This window comes from Cellulosimicrobium cellulans, from assembly GCF_007679345.1.
GTDB lineage: Bacteria > Actinomycetota > Actinomycetes > Actinomycetales > Cellulomonadaceae > Cellulomonas > Cellulomonas cellulans_A.
In genome coordinates this window covers 131,037-152,109 of the sequence record NZ_VEGH01000010.1, presented here as the reverse complement: position 1 = coordinate 152,109, position 21,073 = coordinate 131,037, and the positions used below count along the sequence as shown (strand labels likewise).

General features: G+C 75.9%; 24 protein-coding genes and 2 tRNA genes. 20 read left to right on the top strand and 6 right to left on the bottom strand.

Annotated elements, in window-relative coordinates; genetic code table 11:
• Position 1: 1 nt before the first annotated feature.
• The 7 genes from FS882_RS14595 (at position 2) to FS882_RS21045 (ending at position 5,916) form a co-directional block, all read left to right on the top strand.
• Positions 2-1,030 carry an ROK family protein gene (locus FS882_RS14595; RefSeq protein ID WP_262348312.1) on the top strand — a complete coding sequence of 343 codons (1,029 nt, stop codon included), beginning with the start codon at positions 2-4 and terminating at the stop codon, positions 1,028-1,030.
• A complete protein-coding gene (nagB, locus tag FS882_RS14590; RefSeq protein ID WP_158373927.1) occupies positions 1,030-1,824 on the top strand; it encodes a glucosamine-6-phosphate deaminase in 795 nt (264 codons plus the stop codon). Before FS882_RS14595 ends, nagB begins: the two co-directional genes overlap by 1 nt.
• Positions 1,825-1,826: 2 nt before the next feature.
• Positions 1,827-2,222, top strand: coding sequence for a DUF2200 domain-containing protein (locus tag FS882_RS14585; protein ID WP_158373924.1), 396 nt, complete (start codon positions 1,827-1,829; stop codon positions 2,220-2,222).
• Between the two features lie 151 nt (positions 2,223-2,373).
• Positions 2,374-3,333 carry a hypothetical protein gene (locus tag FS882_RS14580; protein WP_158373922.1) on the top strand — a complete coding sequence of 320 codons (960 nt, stop codon included), beginning with the start codon at positions 2,374-2,376 and terminating at the stop codon, positions 3,331-3,333.
• Positions 3,334-3,390: 57 nt separating this feature from the next.
• Complete coding sequence (locus FS882_RS14575; protein ID WP_187365310.1) at positions 3,391-3,774, top strand: DUF3039 domain-containing protein; 384 nt, start codon at positions 3,391-3,393, stop codon at positions 3,772-3,774.
• Complete coding sequence (locus FS882_RS14570; RefSeq protein WP_158373920.1) at positions 3,771-5,576, top strand: DEAD/DEAH box helicase; 1,806 nt, start codon at positions 3,771-3,773, stop codon at positions 5,574-5,576. The genes FS882_RS14575 and FS882_RS14570 overlap by 4 nt, the downstream gene beginning before the upstream one ends.
• A gap of 184 nt (positions 5,577-5,760) precedes the next feature.
• Positions 5,761-5,916, top strand: coding sequence for a hypothetical protein (locus FS882_RS21045; RefSeq protein ID WP_166941598.1), 156 nt, complete (start codon positions 5,761-5,763; stop codon positions 5,914-5,916).
• Positions 5,917-6,012: 96 nt separating this feature from the next.
• On the opposite strand, the gene FS882_RS14565 is transcribed toward FS882_RS21045, so the two are convergent.
• Positions 6,013-7,350 carry a nicotinate phosphoribosyltransferase gene (locus FS882_RS14565; protein WP_158373918.1) on the bottom strand — a complete coding sequence of 446 codons (1,338 nt, stop codon included), beginning with the start codon at positions 7,348-7,350 and terminating at the stop codon, positions 6,013-6,015.
• Between the two features lie 59 nt (positions 7,351-7,409).
• Here FS882_RS14565 and clpS point away from each other — a divergent pair, with 59 nt between their 5' ends.
• The 7 genes from clpS to FS882_RS14530 all read left to right on the top strand — a co-directional run bounded on the left by clpS (position 7,410) and on the right by FS882_RS14530 (position 13,401).
• Positions 7,410-7,697 (top strand): ATP-dependent Clp protease adapter ClpS, encoded by a 288-nt coding sequence (gene clpS / locus FS882_RS14560; protein ID WP_158373916.1) that lies wholly within the window; start codon positions 7,410-7,412, stop codon positions 7,695-7,697.
• Entirely contained in the window at positions 7,698-8,462 is a 765-nt protein-coding gene (locus FS882_RS14555) for a DUF2017 family protein (RefSeq protein ID WP_158373914.1), read from the top strand.
• Positions 8,463-8,472: 10 nt separating this feature from the next.
• On the top strand, positions 8,473-9,288 hold the full coding sequence (murI, locus tag FS882_RS14550; RefSeq protein ID WP_158373912.1) for a glutamate racemase: 816 nt from the start codon (positions 8,473-8,475) through the stop codon (positions 9,286-9,288).
• A gap of 208 nt (positions 9,289-9,496) precedes the next feature.
• Positions 9,497-10,300 (top strand): MBL fold metallo-hydrolase, encoded by an 804-nt coding sequence (locus tag FS882_RS14545; RefSeq protein WP_158373910.1) that lies wholly within the window; start codon positions 9,497-9,499, stop codon positions 10,298-10,300.
• Positions 10,301-10,329: 29 nt separating this feature from the next.
• A complete protein-coding gene (gene rph, locus FS882_RS14540) occupies positions 10,330-11,163 on the top strand; it encodes a ribonuclease PH (RefSeq protein ID WP_158373908.1) in 834 nt (277 codons plus the stop codon).
• A complete protein-coding gene (rdgB, locus tag FS882_RS14535; protein ID WP_158373906.1) occupies positions 11,160-11,792 on the top strand; it encodes an RdgB/HAM1 family non-canonical purine NTP pyrophosphatase in 633 nt (210 codons plus the stop codon). Before rph ends, rdgB begins: the two co-directional genes overlap by 4 nt.
• Positions 11,785-13,401: an ABC-F family ATP-binding cassette domain-containing protein gene (locus FS882_RS14530; RefSeq protein ID WP_158373904.1), complete on the top strand. Its 1,617-nt coding sequence runs from the start codon at positions 11,785-11,787 to the stop codon at positions 13,399-13,401. The genes rdgB and FS882_RS14530 overlap by 8 nt, the downstream gene beginning before the upstream one ends.
• Positions 13,402-13,533: 132 nt before the next feature.
• Here FS882_RS14530 and FS882_RS14525 read toward each other — a convergent pair whose 3' ends face one another.
• Together FS882_RS14525 and FS882_RS14520 are read right to left on the bottom strand one after the other, a co-directional pair.
• Positions 13,534-14,226: a Pr6Pr family membrane protein gene (locus tag FS882_RS14525; protein ID WP_158373902.1), complete on the bottom strand. Its 693-nt coding sequence runs from the start codon at positions 14,224-14,226 to the stop codon at positions 13,534-13,536.
• Positions 14,227-14,236: 10 nt separating this feature from the next.
• The gene (locus FS882_RS14520) at positions 14,237-14,791 is read right to left on the bottom strand and encodes an NUDIX hydrolase family protein (protein ID WP_158373900.1); all 555 of its coding nucleotides are present in this window, start codon (positions 14,789-14,791) and stop codon (positions 14,237-14,239) included.
• A gap of 144 nt (positions 14,792-14,935) precedes the next feature.
• On the opposite strand from FS882_RS14520, the gene trxA reads away from it, so the two are divergent.
• Positions 14,936-15,307, top strand: coding sequence for a thioredoxin (gene trxA / locus FS882_RS14515; protein WP_158373898.1), 372 nt, complete (start codon positions 14,936-14,938; stop codon positions 15,305-15,307).
• An 87-nt stretch (positions 15,308-15,394) separates the two neighbouring features.
• Here the strand turns inward: trxA and FS882_RS14510 are convergent, their stop codons facing one another.
• The 3 genes from FS882_RS14510 to bcp form a co-directional block, all read right to left on the bottom strand.
• Positions 15,395-16,993: a methyl-accepting chemotaxis protein gene (locus tag FS882_RS14510; protein WP_262348311.1), complete on the bottom strand. Its 1,599-nt coding sequence runs from the start codon at positions 16,991-16,993 to the stop codon at positions 15,395-15,397.
• Positions 16,994-17,199: 206 nt separating this feature from the next.
• Positions 17,200-17,282 (bottom strand) — tRNA-Leu (locus FS882_RS14505).
• Between the two features lie 27 nt (positions 17,283-17,309).
• Positions 17,310-17,780 (bottom strand): thioredoxin-dependent thiol peroxidase, encoded by a 471-nt coding sequence (bcp, locus tag FS882_RS14500; protein ID WP_158373896.1) that lies wholly within the window; start codon positions 17,778-17,780, stop codon positions 17,310-17,312.
• A 134-nt stretch (positions 17,781-17,914) separates the two neighbouring features.
• On the opposite strand from bcp, the gene FS882_RS14495 reads away from it, so the two are divergent.
• The 5 genes from FS882_RS14495 to FS882_RS14475 all read left to right on the top strand — a co-directional run bounded on the left by FS882_RS14495 (position 17,915) and on the right by FS882_RS14475 (position 21,045).
• Positions 17,915-18,211, top strand: a complete 297-nt coding sequence (locus tag FS882_RS14495) for a GroES family chaperonin (protein WP_154727945.1) — start codon at positions 17,915-17,917, stop codon at positions 18,209-18,211.
• A gap of 80 nt (positions 18,212-18,291) precedes the next feature.
• Positions 18,292-18,621 (top strand): hypothetical protein, encoded by a 330-nt coding sequence (locus FS882_RS14490; protein WP_158373894.1) that lies wholly within the window; start codon positions 18,292-18,294, stop codon positions 18,619-18,621.
• Between the two features lie 78 nt (positions 18,622-18,699).
• A tRNA-Lys gene (locus tag FS882_RS14485) sits at positions 18,700-18,772 on the top strand.
• Positions 18,773-18,949: 177 nt separating this feature from the next.
• A complete protein-coding gene (locus tag FS882_RS14480) occupies positions 18,950-19,321 on the top strand; it encodes an STAS domain-containing protein (RefSeq protein ID WP_158373892.1) in 372 nt (123 codons plus the stop codon).
• Between the two features lie 116 nt (positions 19,322-19,437).
• The gene (locus FS882_RS14475; protein WP_158373890.1) at positions 19,438-21,045 is read left to right on the top strand and encodes a methyl-accepting chemotaxis protein; all 1,608 of its coding nucleotides are present in this window, start codon (positions 19,438-19,440) and stop codon (positions 21,043-21,045) included.
• Positions 21,046-21,073 lie beyond the last annotated feature (28 nt).

The following is a 21,073-nucleotide window of genomic DNA, read 5'->3' as shown; positions in this document are numbered from 1 at the left end:
CGTGGACGAGCTGATGACCTGGCCGCGCGGCGCGTCCGCGGGGCCGGAGGAGTCCGGTGCGCCGGTTCCGGCGAGCGTGCCCGGTCCCGCCGCGGGCGCGGACGTCGCCCCGGGGTGGTCCGTCGGGCTCGACGTCGGGGGGACCAAGACGCTCGGCGTGCTGGTCGCGCCGGACGGCGCCGTCGGCCCGTCGGTGCGGCTCGCCGCCCGGCCCGGGGCCGCGGGCGTCGCCGGGACCGCCGCGGAGGCCGTGCACGCGCTGGTCGCGCAGGCCGGGCTGACCCCGGGCGCGCTGGCGGGGGTCGGCATCGGGCTGCCCGGCATCGTCGACCCGGCGACGGGGCGCGTCGAGCACGCGGTGAACCTCGCGATCGAGACCGCGGTGCCGCTGGCCGCCGACGTGTCCGCCGCGCTCGGCGGCGTCCCGGTCCGGCTGGAGAACGACCTGAACGTGGCGGCGCTGGGCGCCGCCCACCTGCTGCCCGACCCGGCGCCCGACCTGGCGTTCCTCGCGCTCGGCACCGGGCTCGCCGCCGGGCTCGTGCTCGACGGCCGGCTGCGGCGCGGCGCCTCGGGCGTCGCCGGCGAGATCGGCCACCTCGTGCACGTCCCCGGCGGGCTGCCGTGCCCGTGCGGCCAGCGGGGCTGCCTCGAGCAGTACGCGTCCGGCGGCGCGCTGTCCGCGGCCTGGCCCGGTCCCGGCGACCGGCCCGCGCCCGTGGCCCTGTTCGAAGCGGCCGACTCCGGGGATGCTGGTGCCGGGGCGGTGCGCGACCGGTTCGCCGGGGCCGTGGCCGCCGCGGTGCGCGTGCTCCTGCTCACCACCGACGTCGCGCACGTCGTCGTCGGTGGCGGGGTCAGCGAGCTCGGCGACCCGCTGCTGCGGGTGGTGCGCGCACGGCTGGACGACGAGGCCCGGGACTCCGCGTTCCTGGCCGCGATGCACATGGCGGAGCGGGTGACCCTCGCGCCGCGCGGAGTTCCGGTGGGTGCCGTCGGCGCCGCGCTGGTCGGACGGAAGGAGTCCTGATGGAGGTCGTCATCGCCACGGGCCCGCAGCTCGCGCGGCTGGCCGCCGACGCGATCGAGCGGGTGGTGCGCGCCCGCGCGGCGGAGGGCCGGCACGCGGTCCTCGGCATCGCCACCGGGTCCAGCCCGCTGGCCGTCTACGACGAGCTGGCCCGCCGGCACGCCGAGGAGGGCCTGTCGTTCGCCGGGGTGCGCGCCTTCATGCTCGACGAGTACGTCGGACTGCCCGCCGACCACCCCGAGCGGTACCGGAACGTCATCGAGAAGGAGTTCGCGTCCCGCGTCGACATCGACCCGGCCGACGTGCACGGGCCCGACGGGCTCGCCGACGACGTCCCCGCGGCCTGCGCGGCGTACGAGGCGGCGATCGCGGACGCCGGCGGCGTGGACGTGCAGATCCTGGGCGTCGGCACGGACGGGCACATCGCGTTCAACGAGCCCGGCTCGTCGCTCGCGTCCCGCACCCGGATCAAGACGCTGACCCGGCAGACCCGCGAGGACAACGCGCGGTTCTTCGGCGGCGACGTGTCGCAGGTGCCCACGCACTGCCTCACCCAGGGGCTCGCGACGATCATGTCCGCCCGGCACGTCGTCCTGCTGGCCAGCGGGAAGCACAAGGCCGAGGCCGTGCACCACCTCGCCGAGGGCGCCGTGAGCGCCATGTGGCCCGGCACGATCCTGCAGCACCACCCGCACGCGACCGTGCTCGTCGACGAGGCCGCGGCCGGCCGGCTGCAGCTCGCGTCGTACTACCGGGAGACGTTCGACGCGAAGCCCGCCTGGCAGGGGATCTGAGCGTGGCCGGGTCGGGCGGGACCGGGGGCGGCGGGGCCGAGGGGGCGGGCGGGCACCGGATCTTCGGGACGCCGTTCGCCGCGATCTACCCGCACTACGTCACGAAGGTCGAGCGCAAGGGCCGCGACGTCGCCGAGCTCGGCGAGGTCCTGGAGTGGCTGACCGGCTACGACGAGGCGGCGCTGGCGGCGGCTGTCGCGGACGAGCGCACCCTGGCGGAGTTCTTCGACCGCGCCCCGAGGATGAACCCCGACGCGGAGCTGATCCGGGGCGTGGTCTGCGGCGTCCGCGTGGAGGAGATCGAGGACCCGCTGATGCAGCAGATCCGCTGGATGGACAAGCTGGTCGACGAGCTGGCCCGCGGCAAGCGCATGCAGAGCATCCTCCGCTCCTCGTAGGGACGTCACCCGCCGAGGTCGAGCGTTTCCGTCGAGGTCGAGGGTTTCCCGCGGTGTTCTGCGGGCGAACCCTCGACCTCGGCGTGCGCTGTCCACAGGGGGCGCGGGGCGGGGTTTCGTCACGGAGGGCTGGTCGGGTTGGGTCGGCGGCATGGCGGATGTGGGGGCTGGGCTCGGGGAGGTGGTGCTCGCGCGTCGTCATGACGCCTCCGCGCTCGCCGCGCGGCTCCGGCGCGGCGAGGTCGAGCGCGTGCGGTGGGGCGCCTACCTCCCCACCGCCCCGACGCAGGGACCGGCCCGGGATGCCCGGCGCCGGATGCTCGCGAGGGTGGAGGCGGTCCACGCGCAGCTCGTGGTGCCGCACTGGTTCAGCCACGAGTCCGCCGCGGTGCTGTGGGGCTGCGACACCGTCCGGCTGCCGGAGGCCGTGCACCTGATCCAGGACGGCCGCCCGGCCCGACGCGGACGCGACGCCGTCATCCGGCACCACGGCGGCGTGCCCGGGCCCGAGCGGGCGGAGGTGCACGGGCTGCCGGTGACGAGCCCGGAGCGCACCGTGCTCGACTGCGCCTCGTCGCTCACACCCGACCGGGCGCTCGTCATCGCGGACTCGGCGCTGCGCCGCGGGGCCGACGCCGACGCGATCGACCGGATGCTCGGCGCGAGAGCGGGGCGCCGCGGGGTGGCCCGGGCGCGGGCGGTGCTCGCGCTCGCCGACGGCCGCGCCGAGTCGCCGGGGGAGTCGCTCGTGCGGCTGGCCGTGCACGACCACGGCTTGCCTGCCCCGGGCCTCCAGGTCCCGGTCCGCACGCGCCGCGGGCGGTTCCTGCTGGACCTCGGCTGGGTCGTGCCGCGGGTGGGAGTCGAGTTCGACGGGTTCGTGAAGTACACGGGTGCGTTCGGGAGCACGGCGGCGGAGGCGGTGTTCGCCGAGAAGCAGCGCCAGGACGCCCTGGAGGACGAGGGCTGGCGCATCCTCCGCGCCACGTGGGACGACCTGCCCACCCCGGTGACGCTCGCCACCCGGATCGCTCGCGCCCTGCGGCAGGCATCCGCCGAGGACGAGGGTTTTCGCCGAGGTCGAGCGGTTGAGAGCGGCCTTCGCCGGTGAACGCTCGACCTCGGCGAAGGCCCGGGGGCGTCGGAGGGGCCGCGTACAGTTGTCGGCATGAGTGAGCCCCTGCCGCCGAGCACCGAGCCGGACCGACTCTCGGACCCCAGCACCGGCGCCGGGACCGGGCTGCTCGAGCGGCCCGCCGAGCAGACCGCCGAGCCCGGGGACCACGAGCGCTTCGCGCACTACGTGCGCAAGGAGAAGATCATGGAGTCGGCGATGTCCGGCAAGCCCGTGGTCGCGCTCTGCGGGAAGGTGTGGGTGCCGGGCCGGGACCCGAACAAGTTCCCCGTGTGCCCGGTGTGCAAGGAGATCTACGAGGGTCTCCGCGAGCCGCAGGACGGCGGCGACGGGGACTCGGGCACGGGCTCGGGCGGCGGACGCCGCTGGGGCTTCGGCCGCGGCAAGGGGTCCGGCGACTCCTCCGGCGGACAGTGAGCGCCGCGGACCGCCCCGCCTCCGCACCCAGCACGCACGCCTCGCCGTCGGCAGCATCGCAGCTGCCCCCGGCGTTCCCTGCGCGTGCGCCCTGGGGGACGGCGGGCAAGCTGCGTGCCTGGCAGGCCGAGGCCCTCGAGCAGTACCTGACGACCGAGCCGCGGGACTTCCTCGCGGTCGCGACGCCGGGCGCGGGCAAGACGACCTTCGCGCTGCGCATCGCGACCGAGCTGCTGCAGGCCGGCATCGTGCGCCGCGTGACCGTCGTCGCGCCCACCGAGCACCTCAAGCACCAGTGGGCCGACGCCGCCGCGCGGGTCGGCATCAAGCTGGACCCGAACTTCAAGAACTCCCAGGGCCGGCACGGGCACGGCTTCGACGGCGTGGCGCTGACCTACGCCGGCGTCGCCTCGAAGCCCGCGCTGCACGCCGCCCGCACGACCGCGGCGCGGACCCTGGTGATCCTCGACGAGGTGCACCACGGCGGCGACGCGCTGTCCTGGGGCGACGCGGTGCACGAGGCGTTCGAGGGCGCGACCCGCCGGCTCTCCCTGACGGGCACCCCGTTCCGGTCCGACACCGCGCAGATCCCGTTCGTCGAGTACGAGCGCGGCGTCGACGGCATCCGCCGCAGCAAGGCCGACTACACCTACGGCTACTCCGAGGCGCTGCGGGACCACGTCGTCCGCCCCGTGCTCTTCCTCACGTACTCCGGGTCGATGCGGTGGCGCACCAAGGCCGGCGACGAGGTCAGCGCCCGCCTGGGCGAGCCGCTGACCAAGGACATGACCGCGCAGGCGTGGCGCACGGCGCTCAACCCGGACGGCGAGTGGATCCCGTCCGTGATCGCCGCGGCCGACCGCCGGCTGACCGAGGTCCGCCGCACCGTCCCGGACGCCGGCGCCATGATCATCGCGACCGACCAGACCGACGCCCGTGCCTATGCCGGGCACATCGCCCGGCTGACCGGGAAGTCGCCGACGGTGGTGCTGTCCGACGACGACGGCGCGAGCGCCCGCATCGACGAGTTCTCCGCCTCCGACGACCGCTGGCTGGTCGCGGTCCGCATGGTGTCCGAGGGCGTGGACGTCCCGCGGCTCGCGGTCGGCGTGTACGCCACCAGCACGTCGACGCCGCTGTTCTTCGCCCAGGCCATCGGCCGGTTCGTGCGCGCCCGCAAGCGTGGCGAGACCGCGTCGGTGTTCCTGCCGAGCGTGGCCCCGCTGCTCGCCCTGGCCAACTCGATGGAGGTCGAGCGCGACCACGCCCTGGACCGGCCGCTGACCGCGGAGGAGCAGGGCGAGGGCTACAACCCCGAGGACGCGCTGGTCGCGCAGGCGAACCGCGCCGAGAAGGGGTCGGACGCGCTGCAGGGCACGTTCGAGGCGCTGGAGGCGCAGGCGTCCTTCGACCGCGTGCTGTTCGACGGCGGCGAGTTCGGCACGGGCGCGGACGTGGGCTCCGACGAGGAGCTCGACTTCCTCGGGCTGCCCGGGTTGCTCGACCCCGATCAGGTGACGACGCTGCTGCGACAGCGCCAGGCGAGCCAGCAGAGCGCCAAGCGGTCGAAGGCCCAGCCCGCCGAGGACCGCGCGGAGATGGACCACCGCAAGCAGGCCGAGCTGCGCAAGGAGCTCGCCCAGCTGGTCGGGGCCTGGTCGCGCAAGAGCGGCCAGCCGCACGGCGCGGTGCACACGGAGCTGCGGCGCCGGTGCGGCGGGCCGGAGGTCGCCCTGGCGGACCCGAAGCAGCTCGAGGCGCGCGTCGCGATGCTGCGCGGCTGGTTCGTCGGCAAGCGCTGACCGACGTCACACCCGGCGCAGATCCCCAGGTCAGCGCGTCGGTCGTACCACCGGTCGCGCGTTCCGCAACCCGGGCGTTCGACGTGCCGAACCTCGGGATCGATGCCATCGTCATCCCCGTGAACAGCGCGTTCACCGGGAGAACCCGGTGGCGCGGTGACGCAGAACGAAAGGGAGCCGTCAGATGCCCACGTGGCTGATCCTCATCATCATCGGTGCAGTGCTGCTCATCATCGGCGTGGCCGTCGAGGCCGCCAAGATCCTCATCTGGATCGGTATCGCCGTGCTCGTCGTGAGCCTGATTCTCGGCCTGCTGCGCCGCGGGAAGGCTCGCGTGTAGCGACCCGCACCGCACGCACGACGAGGCCCGCGCACCCCCCTGGAGCGCGGGCCTCGTCGTGTCCGGACGGCCGGTCCGGCGCGCGGGGCTCGGGGCTCAGAGGGTGAGCGTCACCGTCGGGATCGCGGCCTCGTCGGCCGACAGCCGCCGGGCGCCGCGCGGCAGCTCGTCCCGGGACGCCGCGTGCCGGGCCGCGGCGGCGGCCACGCCCTCGGGGCCGGTCCAGCCGGGGCAGACCTCGCCGTCGGTCACGAGCGGCACCACCAGCGGGCGCAGGTCGGGCTCGGCCGGGACCCACGCCGCCACAGCCGCATCCGGTCCGTCGACCACGACCTCCTCGACCGCCCGCCCGTCGCCGTCGAGGCGACGGGCCGCCGACTTCCGGCCCCCGACCGACTCCTTGGCCTTCGACGCCTTCGCCACCGGCGCGAGCCGGCCGTCGGACCCCTCGCGCGCGACGAGCTTGTAGACCATCCCGCACGTCGGGGCCCCGGAGCCGGTGACCAGCGAGGTGCCGACGCCGTAGGAGTCGACCGGCGCCACCGCCAGCGCGGCGATCGCGTACTCGTCCAGGTCCGAGGTCACGACGATCTTGGTGTCGCGCGCGCCGAGGCCGTCGAGCTGGGCCCGGACCTCCTGCGCCAGCACGCCGAGGTCACCGGAGTCGAGCCGCACGGCGCCCAGGCCGGTGCCGGCCGCCTTCACCGCCCGCTCGACGCCGCGCTTCACGTCGTAGGTGTCGACCAGCAGCGTCGTGCCGGCGCCCGCGGAGGCGACCTGCGCGGCGAACGCGGCCTCCTCGTCGTCGTGCAGCAGCGTGAACGCGTGCGCCGCGGTGCCGATCGTGGGCAGGCCGTACCGGCGGCCGGCCTCCAGGTTCGACGTCCCGGCGAACCCGGCCACGGCGGCGGCCCGCGCGGCGGCGACCGCGGCCTGCTCGTGCGCCCGGCGCGCGCCCATCTCGAGGACCGGCCGGCCGATCGCGGCCGAGGTCATCCGGGACGCGGCGGACGCGATCGCCGAGTCGTAGTTGAGGACCGACAGCACCACGGTCTCCAGCAGCACGGCCTCGGCGAACGTGCCCTCGACGGTGAGCACGGGGGAGTGCGGGAAGAACATCTCGCCCTCGGCGTAGCCGCGCACCGAGCCGGTGAACCGGTAGTCCGCCAGGTACGCCAGGGTGGCGTCGTCCACGACCCGCTCCCGGGCCAGCCAGTCCAGCTCCTCGGGGCCGAACCGGAAGTCGGCGAGCGCCTCCAGCACCCGCCCGGTCCCGGCGAGCACGCCGTACCGGCGGCCGTGCGGCAGGCGCCGGGTGAACACCTCGAACACGCACCGGCGCCCGGCGGTGCCGTCCGCGAGGGCGGCCTGGAGCATGGTCAGCTCGTAGCGGTCGGTCAGCAGGGCCGTGCTCGGCGTGCTCGGTGCGGTCATGTGCCCACGGTAGGCGCCGACCTGCGGGTGCGCGCCGCCACGGCACCTAGAGTGGTCGGGTGTCCGTGGAGACCGCACCCGAGGAGACCGTCCGCGCGGACGGTGAGCTCGCCGACGCCTGGGTCACGATCGTCTGGAACGACCCCGTCAACCTGATGTCCTACGTGACCTACGTGTTCCGGTCGTACTTCGGCTACCCGCAGGCCAAGGCGGAGAAGCTGATGCTCGAGGTGCACGAGCAGGGCCGGTCGGCCGTGTCGACGGGCAACCGCGAGCAGATGGAGGTGGACGTGCAGGCCATGCACTCCTTCGGCCTGTGGGCCACCCTGCAGCGGAGCGACGCCTAGGTGCGGGCGTTCCGGCGGGAGGGCGACGAGCTGGTCGCGGAGGTCGACCCGGGCGAGCGCGAGGTGCTCGCGACCGTCGTCGCCGACGTGGCGGAGCTGCTGGGCGGCGGGCGGTTCGAGGACCGCGCGCGGGAGACCGGCAGCGCGCGTCCGGCCCGGGCGGGCGACGCGTCCGACGACCCCGCCGCGCTCGGGTTGCGGCTGCGGCTCGACCCGCTGCCCGCGCCCGACGACCCGGCCGTGCACCGGCTGCTCCCGGACGCGTCCCGGGACGACGACGCGGTGGCCGCGGAGTTCCGCCGGCTCACCGAGGACGACCTGCGGCAGCAGAAGATCGAGCGGCTGGCGGTGCTGTTCGACGCGCTGACGGTCGAGGCGCTGGGGCACGGGGCCGACGCGCCCGGCGGCGACGAGCCCCGCGGCCCGGGCGCCCCCGAAGAGGACCACCCGCACGGCCGGCGCCGCCGCCGGTCGCGGGGCCGGCACGAGGCCGTCGCGGTCGTGCGGGTCACGAAGGAGCGGGCCCCGGCGCTCGCGGCCACGCTCACCGACGTCCGCCTGGTGCTGGGCGAGCGGCTGGGCGTCGTCGACGAGGAGGCGAGCGAGCGCCTGGAGCACGAGGTGGTCCGCGGCCGGCCGGGCGACGCCGAGGGCCAGGCCCGGCAGTACCTCGGCTCGGTGTTCCTGGCGCTCGGCTGGTGGCAGGAGACGCTGATGGCGTGCCTGCTCGCCGACCTGCCGGACGCCCCCGGCCGCCGGGACTAGGATCGGTGCCGTGAACGACGCACCCATCGGGATCTTCGACTCGGGGGTGGGTGGGCTCACCAACGCGCGGGCGATCATCGACCAGCTCCCGCACGAGTCGGTGCTCTACATCGGCGACACCCTCAACACCCCGTACGGCACGAAGCCGCTGGCGGCGGTCCGCGCGCACGCGCTCGAGGTGATGGACGACCTGGTCGACGCCGGCGTGAAGATGCTGGTCATCGCCTGCAACACCGCGTCCTCCGCCGTGCTCCGGGACGCGCGCGAGCGGTACACCCTCCGCCGCGGCCTGCCGGTGGTCGAGGTGATCCTGCCGGCCGCGCGCCGGGCGGTCGCCGCGACCCGCACCGGCAAGATCGGCGTGATCGCCACCGAGTCGACGGTGAAGTCGAAGTCGTACGACGACGCGTTCGCCGTCGCCCCGGGCGTGCAGCTGACCACCCAGGCGTGCCCGCGGTTCGTGGAGTTCGTCGAGGCGGGCGTCACGTCCGGGCCGGAGCTGCTGAGCGTCGCGGAGGAGTACCTGCGCCCGGTCAAGGAGGCCGGCGTGGACACCCTGGTGCTCGGCTGCACCCACTACCCGCTGCTGACGGGCGTGATCTCGTACGTCATGGGCGAGGACGTCACGCTGGTGTCGTCCGCGGAGGAGACCGCGAAGGACGTGTACCGCCAGCTGGTGGCGCACGACCTGGAGCGCGACCCGGCCGCCGGCGCCCCGGAGCACCGGTTCCTCGCGACCGGCGACCCGGACTCGTTCGCGACGCTGGCCCGGCGGTTCCTCGGGCCCGAGGTCCGACACGTGGAGGCGCGCGGCGCGCTGCGCTGACGGCAGGGTGCGCCGCGCCGACGGCCCGGGGCCGCGCCGACGGCCCGGCGCGCTGCGCCGAGGGCGGCAGCCCCGCGGGGCGCCGTGACGAGCGACACGTCCCCGCCCGGACCGACCGCCGCCCGCGGCGTGGCGTCGCACGGCATCATGGCTCCCTGGGCCGCCGTCGGACGTCGGTGCGCCGACACGCAGCGGAAGGGGCCCGCGGATGAGGCTCGTGGTCGTCGGCAGCGCGGGCTCGTTCCCCGGCCCGGACTCGGCGGCGTCGTGCTACCTGGTGCAGGCCGAGGGCCCGGACGGCGCGGGCACCACCCGCACCTGGAACGTCCTGCTGGACCTCGGCAACGGCGCGCTCGGCCCCTTGCAGCGCCACCTCGCGCCGGCGGACCTTGACGCGGTCGCGATCAGCCACCTGCACGCCGACCACGTCGCCGACGTCGTGGTGCTCGGCGTGATGCTGCGCTACGACCCGCGGGGCGCCCGCCCGACGCCGCTGCCGCTGCACGGGCCGGAGGGCGTCCGCGAGCGGCTGGCGCAGCTGTCCGGGCACGACCCGGCGACCAGCACCGCCGACCACCTCGCGCTCGGCACCTGGCGCGCGGGGGAGCCGGTCCGGGTCGGCCCGCTGACGATCGAGCCGGTGCCGGTCCTGCACCCGGTGCCCGCCTTCGGCTTCCGGGTGACCGGCCCGGCGGAGGCGGACCCCTCCCGCACCGTGACGCTCGCCTACACCGGCGACACCGACGACTGCCCGGGCCTGGACGAGCTGGCGGCGGACGCGGACCTGCTGCTCGCCGAGGCCGCCTACCTCGAGTCGACCCCGCACGCCCCGCGCGGCGTGCACCTGACCGCCCGGCGCGCGGGCGAGGCGGCGCAGCGCAACGGGTCGCGCCGGCTGCTGCTCACGCACCTGGTGGCGTGGAACGACCCCGCGGAGAGCCTCGCCGAGGCGGCGGCGGCCTACGACGGGCCGCTCGACCTGGCCCGGCCGGGGACGGTCGTCGCGCTCTGAGGTCCGGCGCGGGTCGTTAGGCTCGGGGGATGACCTCCGACCCCACCGTCACCACCTCCGCCGCGCCCGCGGGCGGCCGCGCCGCCGCCCCGCGCGCCGACGGCCGCGCCGTCGACGAGCTCCGCCCGATCTCCATCACCCGCCGCTACCTGGACGCGGGCGAGGGCAGCGTGCTGGTCGAGTTCGGCGGCACCAAGGTGCTCTGCGTGGCGTCGTTCACCGCGGGCGTCCCGCGCTGGCGCAAGGGCTCCGGCGAGGGCTGGGTCACGGCCGAGTACGCGATGCTGCCCCGCGCCACGTCCTCCCGCTCGGACCGCGAGTCGGTGCGCGGCAAGGTCGGCGGCCGCACGCACGAGATCTCCCGGCTGATCGGCCGGTCGCTGCGCGCGATCATCGACGTCGCCGCGCTGGGCGAGAACACCATCGTGCTCGACTGCGACGTGCTGCAGGCCGACGGCGGCACCCGCACCGCGTCCGTGACCGGCGCGTACGTGGCGCTCGCGGACGCCGTCGCCTGGGGCATCGCCCAGGGCTCCGTGGACGCCCGCAAGGTCGTGCTGCGCGACTCGGTCTCGGCCGTGAGCGTCGGCGTCGTCGGCGGCCGGCCCGTGCTGGACCTCCCGTACGAGGAGGACGTGCGCGCGGACACCGACATGAACGTCGTCGTCACCGGCTCGGGCAGCTTCGTCGAGGTGCAGGGCACCGCCGAGCACGCGCCGTTCGACCGCGCCGAGCTGGACTCGCTGCTCGACCTGGCGCTGGTCGGGACGTCGGAGCTGGCGCGCGTGCAGCGCGAGGTGCTGGCGCTGCCCGCGGGGCAGACGGTCACGGTCCGCGGCGGGGCGCAGGCGGTGACCGCGTGACCGGTCCGGCCCGCCTCGTCCTCGCCACCCACAACGCCCACAAGCTCGGCGAGCTGCGCGCGATCCTCGTGCCGGCCCTGCCCGGGCTGGACCCGGACTCGGTGGTCGGCGCCCGCGACGTCGGCGCGCCCGAGCCGGTCGAGGACGGCGTGACGTTCGCGGAGAACGCGCTCATCAAGGCCCGCGCGCTCGCCGCGCACACCGGCCTGCCCGCCGTGGCGGACGACTCCGGCCTGTCCGTCGACGTCCTCGGCGGCGCGCCCGGCATCTTCTCCGCCCGCTGGTCCGGCCGGCACGGTGACGACCGCGCCAACCTCGACCTGCTGCTCGCGCAGCTGTCGGACATCGCGCCCGAGCACCGGGGCGCGCGGTTCACCTGCGCCGCCGCGCTGGTCACGCCGGACGGCGAGGAGCACGTCGAGCTCGGCCACCTGGTCGGCACGCTGGCGACCGCGCCGCGCGGGGAGCACGGGTTCGGGTACGACCCGATCCTGGTGCCCGCGGGCGGCGACCTCACCTGCGCGGAGCTCGCCCCGGAGGAGAAGAACCGCATCTCGCACCGCGGCCAGGCGTTCCGCGCGCTGGTGCCGGCCGTCGTCGCCGTGCTGGGCCGGGAGCCGCGTGGCTGACGTCCACCTGGTCGCGGACGGCCTGACCTTCGGGTACCCGGGGCGGCCGGTCCTCGACGGCGTCGGCCTGTCCGCGTCCGCGGGCGACCGGGTCGGCGTCGTCGGGGAGAACGGCGCGGGCAAGACGACGCTGCTCCGGCTGCTCGCCGGCGACCTCGCGCCCACCGCGGGCGAGGTCCGGCGGTCCGGGTCGGTGTCGGTGGTGCAGCAGGAGCTCGACGTCCCGCCCGGCGCGACCATCGGCGACCTGGTGCGCCGGACCGCGTCGCACGTGCGCGCGGCGGCGGCCCGGCTGGACGAGGTCGTCGCGGGCTTCGACCACGAGGGCGGCGACCTCGCCGCCCTGGCCGACGCGATCGCCGCGGTCGACCGGCTCGCGGCGTGGGACGTCGACCGGCGCGTCGACGAGGCGCTGACCCGGTTCGGCGCCCCGCGCGACCCCGCCCGGCGGCTGGACACGCTCAGCGTGGGGGAGGCCTACCGCGCGCGGCTGGCCTGCCACGTCGCCGAGCGCGCGGACGTGCTGCTGCTCGACGAGCCGACCAACCACCTGGACGTCGGCGGGATCGACTACCTGACCGCCCAGCTGCAGCAGTGGCCGGGCGTCGTGGTGATCGTCACCCACGACCGGCGGCTGCTGGACGACGTGATGACCGCGATCCTCGACCTGGACCCGTCGATGGACGGTCGGCCCGTCCTGTACGGGGCGACCCGGTACGCCACGTACCGGTTCGCCAAGGACCAGGCGCTGCGCCGGTGGCGCGCCCGGTACGCCCAGGAGCGCAAGCGCGCGGCGAAGCTGGCCCAGCGGCTCGACGAGTCCTACGAGGGGCTGTCCGACGAGTGGCGGCCGCCCAAGGGCTCGCAGAAGCACCGCCGCGGCACCCGCGCGCGCATCCACGTGAAGGCCGCCGACCGGCTGGTGCAGAAGCTCGAGGCCGAGGCGGTCGAGGTGCCGGTGCCGCCGCCCGCGCTGGCGTTCCCGGACCTGCCGAGCATCCCCGCCGACTACGCGGGCGGTCCGCTGCTGGAGCTGCGCGCGCCGCGCGTCGAGGGCCGGCTGGACCTGCCGGGCGTGCGGGTCGACCTGCCGCCGGCGGGCCGTCTGCTGGTGACGGGGGCGAACGGGGCGGGCAAGTCGACGCTGCTCGCCGCCCTCGCCGGGCGCGCCCCGCTGGACCGGGGGCACCGGTCGGTCGCGCCCGGGGTGCGGCTCGGCGTGCTGGTGCAGGACGACGACAGCCCCGCGCGGCTCGCGACGACGGGGTTCGAGGCGGCCGCGCGGCGCGCGCTGGACCTGCTGCGGTCCGGGGCGCTCGACCCCGCGCACGTGCTGCCGGTGGCCGCCCTCGGGCTGCTCGAGGAGGAGGACCTGGACCGGCCGCTCGGCGAGCTGTCGGTGGGGCAGCGGCGGCGGTTCGAGCTCGCGGCCGCCCTGGTGGCCGCCCCGCACGTGCTGCTGCTGGACGAGCCGACCAACCACCTCTCGATCGCGTTGGTGGACGAGCTGACCGAGGCCCTGCGCCTGACCTCCGCGGCGGTCGTCGTCGCGACCCACGACCGCGCGATGCGCTCCGACCTGGCCGACTGGCCGGCGATCGAGCTGTAGCCCGCCGAGCGCGTGCCCGCGCGCCGAGCGCGGTGCTTCGCGCCGAGCGCGGTCGTTCCTCCTACCGCGCTCGGCGCGATCGCCCGCGCTCGGCGCGCCGCACCAGCGCCCGGCACCCGCCGGCGCGCCGCGTCAGGGGGCGCGCGGGGTCGCCGGCAGGACGCGCTCCAGGAGGCGCACCAGGAGGGCGAGCACCAGGAACGCCACCGCGACCAGCGCCGTGTTGCGCGCGGCCGTCGCCAGGCCGAGCGCGCCCGCGTCGAGGAACGGGTACGGGTACCAGCCCGTCGCCGCCCCGCGGACGAACGTGTACGCGATCCAGGCCAGCGGGTAGACGACCGACCACGCGACGGTCGCCCCGGCGAACCGCGGGCGCGGGCCCACGACCAGCCACACCACCCAGGTGCCCACCGGCGTCACGGTGTGCAGCAGGAGGTTCGCCAGGGCGCCGGACGGGGTCAGGTCCACGCCGGCGTCGGCCAGGACCGCGTGGTAGACCACGCCGGTCACGGCGATGCACAGCAGCGCGTCCAGGTGCAGCACGGCCATGAGCCGGCCGGTGCGCGCGGGCCGGGCGGCGTGCAGCGCCGACGCGACGAGCACGAGCAGGTTCGACTGGATCGTGAAGTAGGAGAACAGCCGGACCAGCCGCTCGGTGGTGGTGCCGGCGTCGCCGGGGCCCTCGGCGAGCGCGCGGGACACCTCGAGGCCGATGCCGCCGGCGGCCGCCAGCGCGAGCAGCGCGTGCAGCACCCGGGCGACGGCGAGCCCCGCGGAGCCGGCCCGTGCGCCCGGCGCGCCCGGGGTCCGCGCCTCGGCGGTCACGCCCGCCGCCTCAGGGCATCCGGCCGACGTGCGCCATCGCCTGGCGCAGCAGCAGGCCCTGGCCGCCGTTCATCTCGACCTGCACCTGCTCGCTGCACGCCTCCTCGGGCGTGAGCCAGGCCAGGTCGAGCGCGTCCTGCTGCGGCCGGCAGTCGCCGGTGACGGGCACGACGTAGGCGAGCGACACCGCGTGCTGGCGCGGGTCGTGGTACGGCGTGACCCCCGGGGTGGGGAAGTACTCGGCGACCGTGAACGGCTGCGGCGTCGGCGGGACCTGCGGCAGCGCCACGGGGCCGAGGTCCTTCTCGATGTGCCGGAGCAGGGCGTCGCGCACCCGCTCGTGGTACATCACGCGGCCGGAGACCAGCGCGCGGGACATCACGCCCTCGGGCGTGACCCGCAGCAGCAGGCCGACGGCGACCACGTCGCCGGAGTCGTCGACCCGCACCGGGACGGCGTCCACGTAGAGGATGGGGAGCGAGTGGCGGGCCGCCGCGATGCCCTCGGGACTCAGCCACCCGGAGGGGCGCTCGGGCTCGCGGGGCAGGTCAGCCGTGTCGGTCACCCGGCAGTTGTACCCCGGTCCGGGGGCCGGGCGACAGCCCGACGCGCGGTGCGGCGCCTCCCCGCGCGCGGGCGCGTCCCCGCCCGGGAATACTCGAGGGGGTCCGGGTGCTCTACTGGCCACACCGACAACAGGAGGCGACTGATGGCAACGACCGAGCTGACGGCCGACACCATCCAGAAGACCATCACCGAGAACGACATCGTGCTGGTGGACTTCTGGGCGGACTGGTGCGGGCCGTGCAAGCGCTTCGGACCGATCTTCGAGCAGTCGTCGGAGACTCACACCGACGTCGTGCACGCGAAGGTGGACACCGAGGCCGAGCAGCAGCTGGCGGCCGAGCTGCAGATCACGTCGATCCCGACCCTGATGGCCTTCCGCGAGGGCATCCTGGTGTTCAACCAGGCGGGTGCCCTCCCGGCCCCGGCCCTGGAGCAGGTGGTCGACGCGGTCAAGGCGCTGGACATGGACGACGTCCGCGCGCAGATCGCCGCGGCCGGGGCGGCGCAGAGCTGACCCGAGCGCACGCGCACCGACGACGCCCCCGCACGCGAGCAGCGTGCGGGGGCGTCGTCGCGTCCGGGGCCGGGCCCGCGCGGGGTGTCAGTGCCGGAACTGCGCCACGCGGGTCCGCAGGTCGTCGGCCATCCGCGCGAGCTCGGCGATCGACTCGCCCATCCGCCCCAGCTCCTCGGTGCTGCCGGCGGAGGCGTCCGCGACGCCGGTGATGGTGGCGGCGATCTCGCTGGAGCCCGCCGCGGCGTCGCCGACCGACCGGCTCATCTCCGTGGTGGTGGCGGTCTGCTCCTCGACGGCGGACGCGATCGTGGTCTGGTAGTCGTCGATCCGGGCGATGATCGTGCCGATCTCGCCGATGGCCGCGACGGCGCCCTCGGTGTCGGCCTGGATCGTCTCGACGCGGCGGGCGATGTCCTCGGTGGCCTTCGCGGTCTCCTGGGCGAGCTCCTTGACCTCCCCGGCGACGACGGCGAAGCCCTTGCCCGCCTCGCCGGCGCGGGCGGCCTCGATGGTCGCGTTCAGCGCCAGGAGGTTCGTCTGCTCGGCGATCGACGTGATGACCTTCACCACGTTGCCGATCTCCTGCGAGGACGTGCCCAGCCGGGTGACCTGCTCGTTGGTCCGCGCGGCGGCCTCGGTGGCCCGGCCGGCGACGGCGGCGGCCTCGGCGGCGTTCCGGGCGATCTCCCGGATGCTGGCGCCCATCTGCTCGGCGCCCGCCGCGACGGTGTGCACGTCCCGGTTCACCTGCTCGGCCGCGCCGGCGACCACGACCGCCTGCTCGGAGGTGCGGTCGGCGCCCGACACCACCTGTCCGGCCGAGCGCTCCAGCCGGCCCGCGGCGTCGGCCACGGTGCGGGCGGTCCCGTCGATGCCCGCCACCGTGTCCCGCAGCGCCGCGGTGGCGCGGTCCAGCGCGGCGGCGGTCCGGCCGATCTCGTCGGCGCCGGTGACGCCGCTGCTGACGGTGAGGTCGCCGCCGGCGAGGGCCTGCGCGGCGTCCGCCACCCGGTCCAGGCGCCGGCTCAGCCGCCGGGCCACGACGACGCCGGCCACGGCGGGCACCACCGCCGCGATGCCGAGGGCCACGAACTCCAGGCGCACGGCGCGGTCCCCGGCGACGGTCGCCTCGCGGGAAGCCGTGGCCGCGGCGGCGGTCTGCGCCTGGATCAGCGCGTCGACGCGGGTGGCGGCGCCGCGGGCGGCGGTGTCCGCGCCCTCGCTGGAGCCCACCAGGTTCTGGTAGGTGGTGAGCGCCGTGCGGACCTCGCCGGCCGCGTCGGCCAGCTCGTCGGACAGCGCCGGGATCGCGGCGTACTCGTCGAGCGCGCTGAGCGCGGCGCCGACCGCCGCCCCGCGGTCCGACATCAGCGCGTCGGCGCGGAACGGGTCGCCCCCGTCGCGTGCGGCGCGCATGTCGGTGCCGATCGACTGCGCCTCGTTGAGGTGGGAGGCCACCTGGCTGGCGAGCGCCAGCCCGGTGACGTGGTCCGAGTACATCCGCTCGGTGCGGGCCGTGCTCTGCCACAGCGTCAGGACCGAGATCCAGCCGAGGAGGCCGGTCATCGCCACCGCGGCCGAGACCGTCAGCAGGATCTTGCCGGTGAACCCGAGCCCCCGGCGGCGCGGCGCGGCCGCCGTCGCCCTGTCGTCCCGACCCGTCGCACCCCTGGTCCCGGTCATCCGTCGGCCTCCCGTCACGCACGCCGCGGGCGTCGCGCCCGCGCGGGACGCCGCCTCGGGTCCCGTCTTCCCGTCGAGCGGGTGAAGCGGGAGGTGAGCGGTCCGGCGGGCGGTCACCCGGACGGGGTCGCGGGCGGGCACGCATCCGGGTGGCCGGCGCGCGGGCGGGTGAACGGGACCCGGCCCCGGGCGCAGGGGGTGTGCGGTGCGGGAGACGGGATTCGAACCCGCACGCCCTCTCGGGCACCAGGACCTAAACCTGGCGTGGCTGCCGTTTCACCACTCCCGCGTGCCCCGGCCGGGCCGGGGCCGTGCGTCAGCCGTCGATGCCGAGGTCGCGACGCAGCTTGGCCACGTGGCCGGTGGCCTTGACGTTGTACTGCGCGAGCCGGACCGCGCCCTCGGGGTCGAGGACCACGGTGGACCGGATCACGCCGGTGACGGTCTTGCCGTACAGGGACTTCTCGCCCCAGGCGCCCCAGGCCTCGAGCACCTGCTTGTCCGGGTCGGACACCAGGGGGAAGGTCAGCGACTCCTCCTCGGCGAACCGGGCGAGCTTCTCCGGGGTGTCGGGGGAGACGCCGACGACCGCGTACCCGTGCGCCTGCAGCGACGCGAGGGAGTCGCGGAAGTCGCACGCCTGCTTGGTGCAGCCCGGCGTGCCGGCCGCCGGGTAGAAGTACACGACGACGCCCTGGCCGCGCAGGTCCGACAGGGTCAGCGAGCCGCCGTCGGCGGTCGGCAGCGTGAAGTCCGGGGCGGTGTCGCCGACGGCGAGGCGGGGCATGGCGGTCTCCTGGCTGGTGGGTGCGGTGCCCGCGCGCGGCGGGCGCCGTCAGCGTACGACGGCCGGGCGGTAGCGTCTGCCCCGTGAGTGCACAGCGCCCCGAGAGCCAGACCCGCCCCGAGCTGCCCATCCGGATGCTGAACGACCGGCTGCTCGTCCAGCTGGACGCCGACGCCTCGGAGCGCCGGTCGACCGCGGGCATCGTGATCCCGGCGACGGCGGCGGTGGGCAAGCGGCTCACCTGGGGCGCGGTCGTCGCCGCCGGGCAGCACGTCCGGCAGGTGGCGGTCGGCGACCGGGTGCTGTTCGACCCGGACGAGCGGGCCGAGGTCGAGCTCGAGGCGCAGACCTACCTGCTGCTCCGCGAGAAGGACGTGCACGCGGTGGCGGAGCCGCGCGACGGCGGCCAGGGCACCGGCCTGTATCTCTAGGAACCGTTTTCCCTGCCGCCGCGGCAGGGTTGTTCGCCCTCGGCGTCACGTGTTGCGCGTGCCCTTCGCACGGTGTTCCCATGTGCGCAGGAACGACCCCGGGGGTGGCCGTGATGGGCGATGACGAGCAGGCGGCCGTGCAGGACGAGCGCGGCGCTCAGGGCGACGCGACCGGCGTCGTGATGGATCTCCTGGCGGAGCACGTGCCGCTGACGCTGCTGGCGGACCTGGCCGTGGCGGAGCCGCGGTCGGAGGCGATCCTGGCGGCCGAGGGGCTGCCGGAGGAGGCCTGGTGGGAGGGCGAGGACGAGGCCGGCGGGACCGGTGCGGCCTCGCCCGTGGCGGCCGCGCGCCCCGAGGACGACGTGCCGGCGGACCCGGACGCGGCCGCCGACCCGCACCCGGCGTGACGTCCGCCACGTCGGGCCGCTGAGCGGGGGATCCGATTAGCGTCCGGCGCCACGGGGCTGCTAACGTCTCTCCTCGTTGCGCCATTAGCTCAATTGGCAGAGCAGCTGACTCTTAATCAGCGGGTTCGGGGTTCGAGTCCCTGATGGCGCACTCCGGGAGGCCCCCGACCAGCGGACACGCGGGTCGGGGGCCTTCGTCGTCCCCGCGGCGTCCGGCCGGCCCGCGCCCGCGGGCAGAAAGCACCGGGCCCGGTGCGCCTCCGGGCGCCGGCCGCCGCGCCGGGGTCCCCTTCCCCCGCGGGGCGTCGGCGGCACGCATACTGGACGGGTGCCTCAGACCGCTGCCGCCGGCCCGACCCCGCCGCTCCCCGAGCGAGGACACGTCTGGGTCGACGAGGCGGAACCCGCCCTGCTGCGGATGCGCGGGGAGGTCGACGTGGCCGTCGTCGAGGAGCTGCGGGACCGCCTGGGCGCCGAGAGCGCGCGCGGCACGGACCTCGCCGCGGTGCTCCCGCAGGTGCGGGTGGTCGACATGGCGGCGGTGACGTTCGCGGACTCGTCGGCCGTCGGTCTGCTGGCGGGGCTGGTCATGGCGCTGCAGCCCGCCGGGAACACCCTCACCGTGCGGGGGATCGGCCCGGCGGTGGAGACGCTGCTCGAGGTGACCGGCCTGCTGCCGCACCTCGCCGTCGAGGGCTGAGCCAAAGGTCCTACCTTTCACCCGTCGCCGGGCTCACGCGCGGCGGGCGCCGTCCGATCGGGTCGGCGGGCCCCGGTCGGGGTCCGCACCCCCACCGACGGACGGAGACCTCCCGCATGCCCGCAACCGCCGCCCCCACCGGCCCCCGCGCCCGCCGGCTCGTCGCCGACGCCCCCGTGGGGGCCCGCATCGGCGCGGTGCTCGGCCTGCTCGCCGTCGCGGTGGCCGTGGTCGCCGGACTGGGCATCGCCCGGCTGGGCGGCCTGGAGCAGTCGATCGACCGCCTCGGCCGCGACGCCATCGAGCCGCAGACGTACCTGGTGAACACGCAGCGCTGGTTCCAGGCGAGTCGGGCCCGGGTGCTGGAGTACGGGATGGTGGCGCCCGCCGACCGGGCCGGGATCACCGCGGACCGCGAGGGCTTCGACGCGGACGCGCTGGAGAACGTCGCCGCGTACGAGCCGTACGTGCTCGACGAGGACGCCTACGCGGCGCTCCAGGACGCCTACGCGCGCTACCAGGCCGCCGCCGACGCGATCGAGCCTCTGGCGGACGAGGGCGGGACCGCGTACCACGCCGCCTACGCCGACCAGGTGCGCGGCGTGACGACGGAGCTCGGCGACGCCCTCCAGGCGCTGACCGACTCGGTGTCCGCGCACGCCGAGCAGGGGGTGGCGGACGCCGCGTCCGACGCGCGCGCGGCGACGGTGCAGATGATCACCGTCGGCGCGGTCGGGGTGCTGCTCGCGGCGGCGCTCGGCGTGCTGCTGGTCCGCCGGATCGTCCGCGACCTGGCGACGGTGCAGCGCACCGTCCAGAGCATCGGCGACGGCGACCTCACGGTGTCCGTGCCGCTCGACTCCCGCGACGAGCTCGGCCGGATGGCGGGCTCGCTGAACGAGGCGCAGGACTCGCTGCGCGCGCTGATGAGCGGCGTCGTGCACACGGCGCAGACGGTCGCGGCGGCGGCCGAGGAGCTGTCCGCTGCCTCGCAGCAGGTGGTGGCGGGGTCGGACGAGACCTCGGCCCAGGCCGGCGTCGTGGCGGCGGCCGCGGAGCAGGTGTCGCGGAACGTGCAGACGGTGGCCGCGGGCGCGGAGCAGATGGGGGCCTCGATCCGGGAGATCGCGCAGAACGCCTCGCAGGCGGCGAAGGTCGCGGGTCAGGCCACGGACGCGGCGGCGGTGACGAACGAGCAGGTCGCGCGCCTGGGGACGTCGTCCCAGGAGATCGGGAACGTCGTCAAGGTCATCACGAGCATCGCGGAGCAGACGAACCTGCTGGCGCTGAACGCGACGATCGAGGCGGCCCGCGCGGGTGAGGCGGGCAAGGGGTTCGCGGTGGTCGCCGGTGAGGTCAAGGAGCTGGCGCAGGAGACCGCGAAGGCGACCGAGGACATCGCGCGGCGGGTGGAGGCGATCCAGGCGGACACCAGTGGTGCGGTGGGCGCGATCGGGGAGATCAGCCACATCATCGCGTCGATCAACGACTACCAGCTGACGATCGCGAGCGCGGTGGAGGAGCAGACCGCCACGACCACGGAGATGTCCCGGTCGGTGGCCGAGGCCGCGACGGGGTCGGGGGAGATCGCCACCAACATCACCGGAGTGGCCTCGGCCGCGACCCAGTCCTCCCAGACCCTGAACCAGATGGGCTCCGCGGTGGCCGAGCTCGCCCGCATGTCCGAGGACCTGCGCGGCCAGGTGTCGCGGTTCCGGTACTGACGCACCGACCCCGGACGTGGTGACCCCC

Excerpts from the sequence above, each read along its gene's own strand:
- nagB (WP_158373927.1), top strand. The coding sequence starts at position 1,030 with ATGGAGGTCGTCATCGCCACGGGCCCGCAGCTCGCGCGGCTGGCCGCC.
- FS882_RS14580 (WP_158373922.1), top strand. The coding sequence starts at position 2,374 with ATGGCGGATGTGGGGGCTGGGCTCGGGGAGGTGGTGCTCGCGCGTCGT.
- FS882_RS14575 (WP_187365310.1), top strand. The coding sequence starts at position 3,391 with ATGAGTGAGCCCCTGCCGCCGAGCACCGAGCCGGACCGACTCTCGGAC.
- FS882_RS21045 (WP_166941598.1), top strand. The coding sequence starts at position 5,761 with ATGCCCACGTGGCTGATCCTCATCATCATCGGTGCAGTGCTGCTCATC.
- FS882_RS14565 (WP_158373918.1), bottom strand. The coding sequence starts at position 7,350 with ATGACCGCACCGAGCACGCCGAGCACGGCCCTGCTGACCGACCGCTAC.
- FS882_RS14545 (WP_158373910.1), top strand. The coding sequence starts at position 9,497 with ATGAGGCTCGTGGTCGTCGGCAGCGCGGGCTCGTTCCCCGGCCCGGAC.
- rph (WP_158373908.1), top strand. The coding sequence starts at position 10,330 with ATGACCTCCGACCCCACCGTCACCACCTCCGCCGCGCCCGCGGGCGGC.
- trxA (WP_158373898.1), top strand. The coding sequence starts at position 14,936 with ATGGCAACGACCGAGCTGACGGCCGACACCATCCAGAAGACCATCACC.
- FS882_RS14510 (WP_262348311.1), bottom strand. The coding sequence starts at position 16,993 with ATGACCGGGACCAGGGGTGCGACGGGTCGGGACGACAGGGCGACGGCG.
- bcp (WP_158373896.1), bottom strand. The coding sequence starts at position 17,780 with ATGCCCCGCCTCGCCGTCGGCGACACCGCCCCGGACTTCACGCTGCCG.
- FS882_RS14495 (WP_154727945.1), top strand. The coding sequence starts at position 17,915 with ATGCTGAACGACCGGCTGCTCGTCCAGCTGGACGCCGACGCCTCGGAG.
- FS882_RS14490 (WP_158373894.1), top strand. The coding sequence starts at position 18,292 with ATGTGCGCAGGAACGACCCCGGGGGTGGCCGTGATGGGCGATGACGAG.
- FS882_RS14475 (WP_158373890.1), top strand. The coding sequence starts at position 19,438 with ATGCCCGCAACCGCCGCCCCCACCGGCCCCCGCGCCCGCCGGCTCGTC.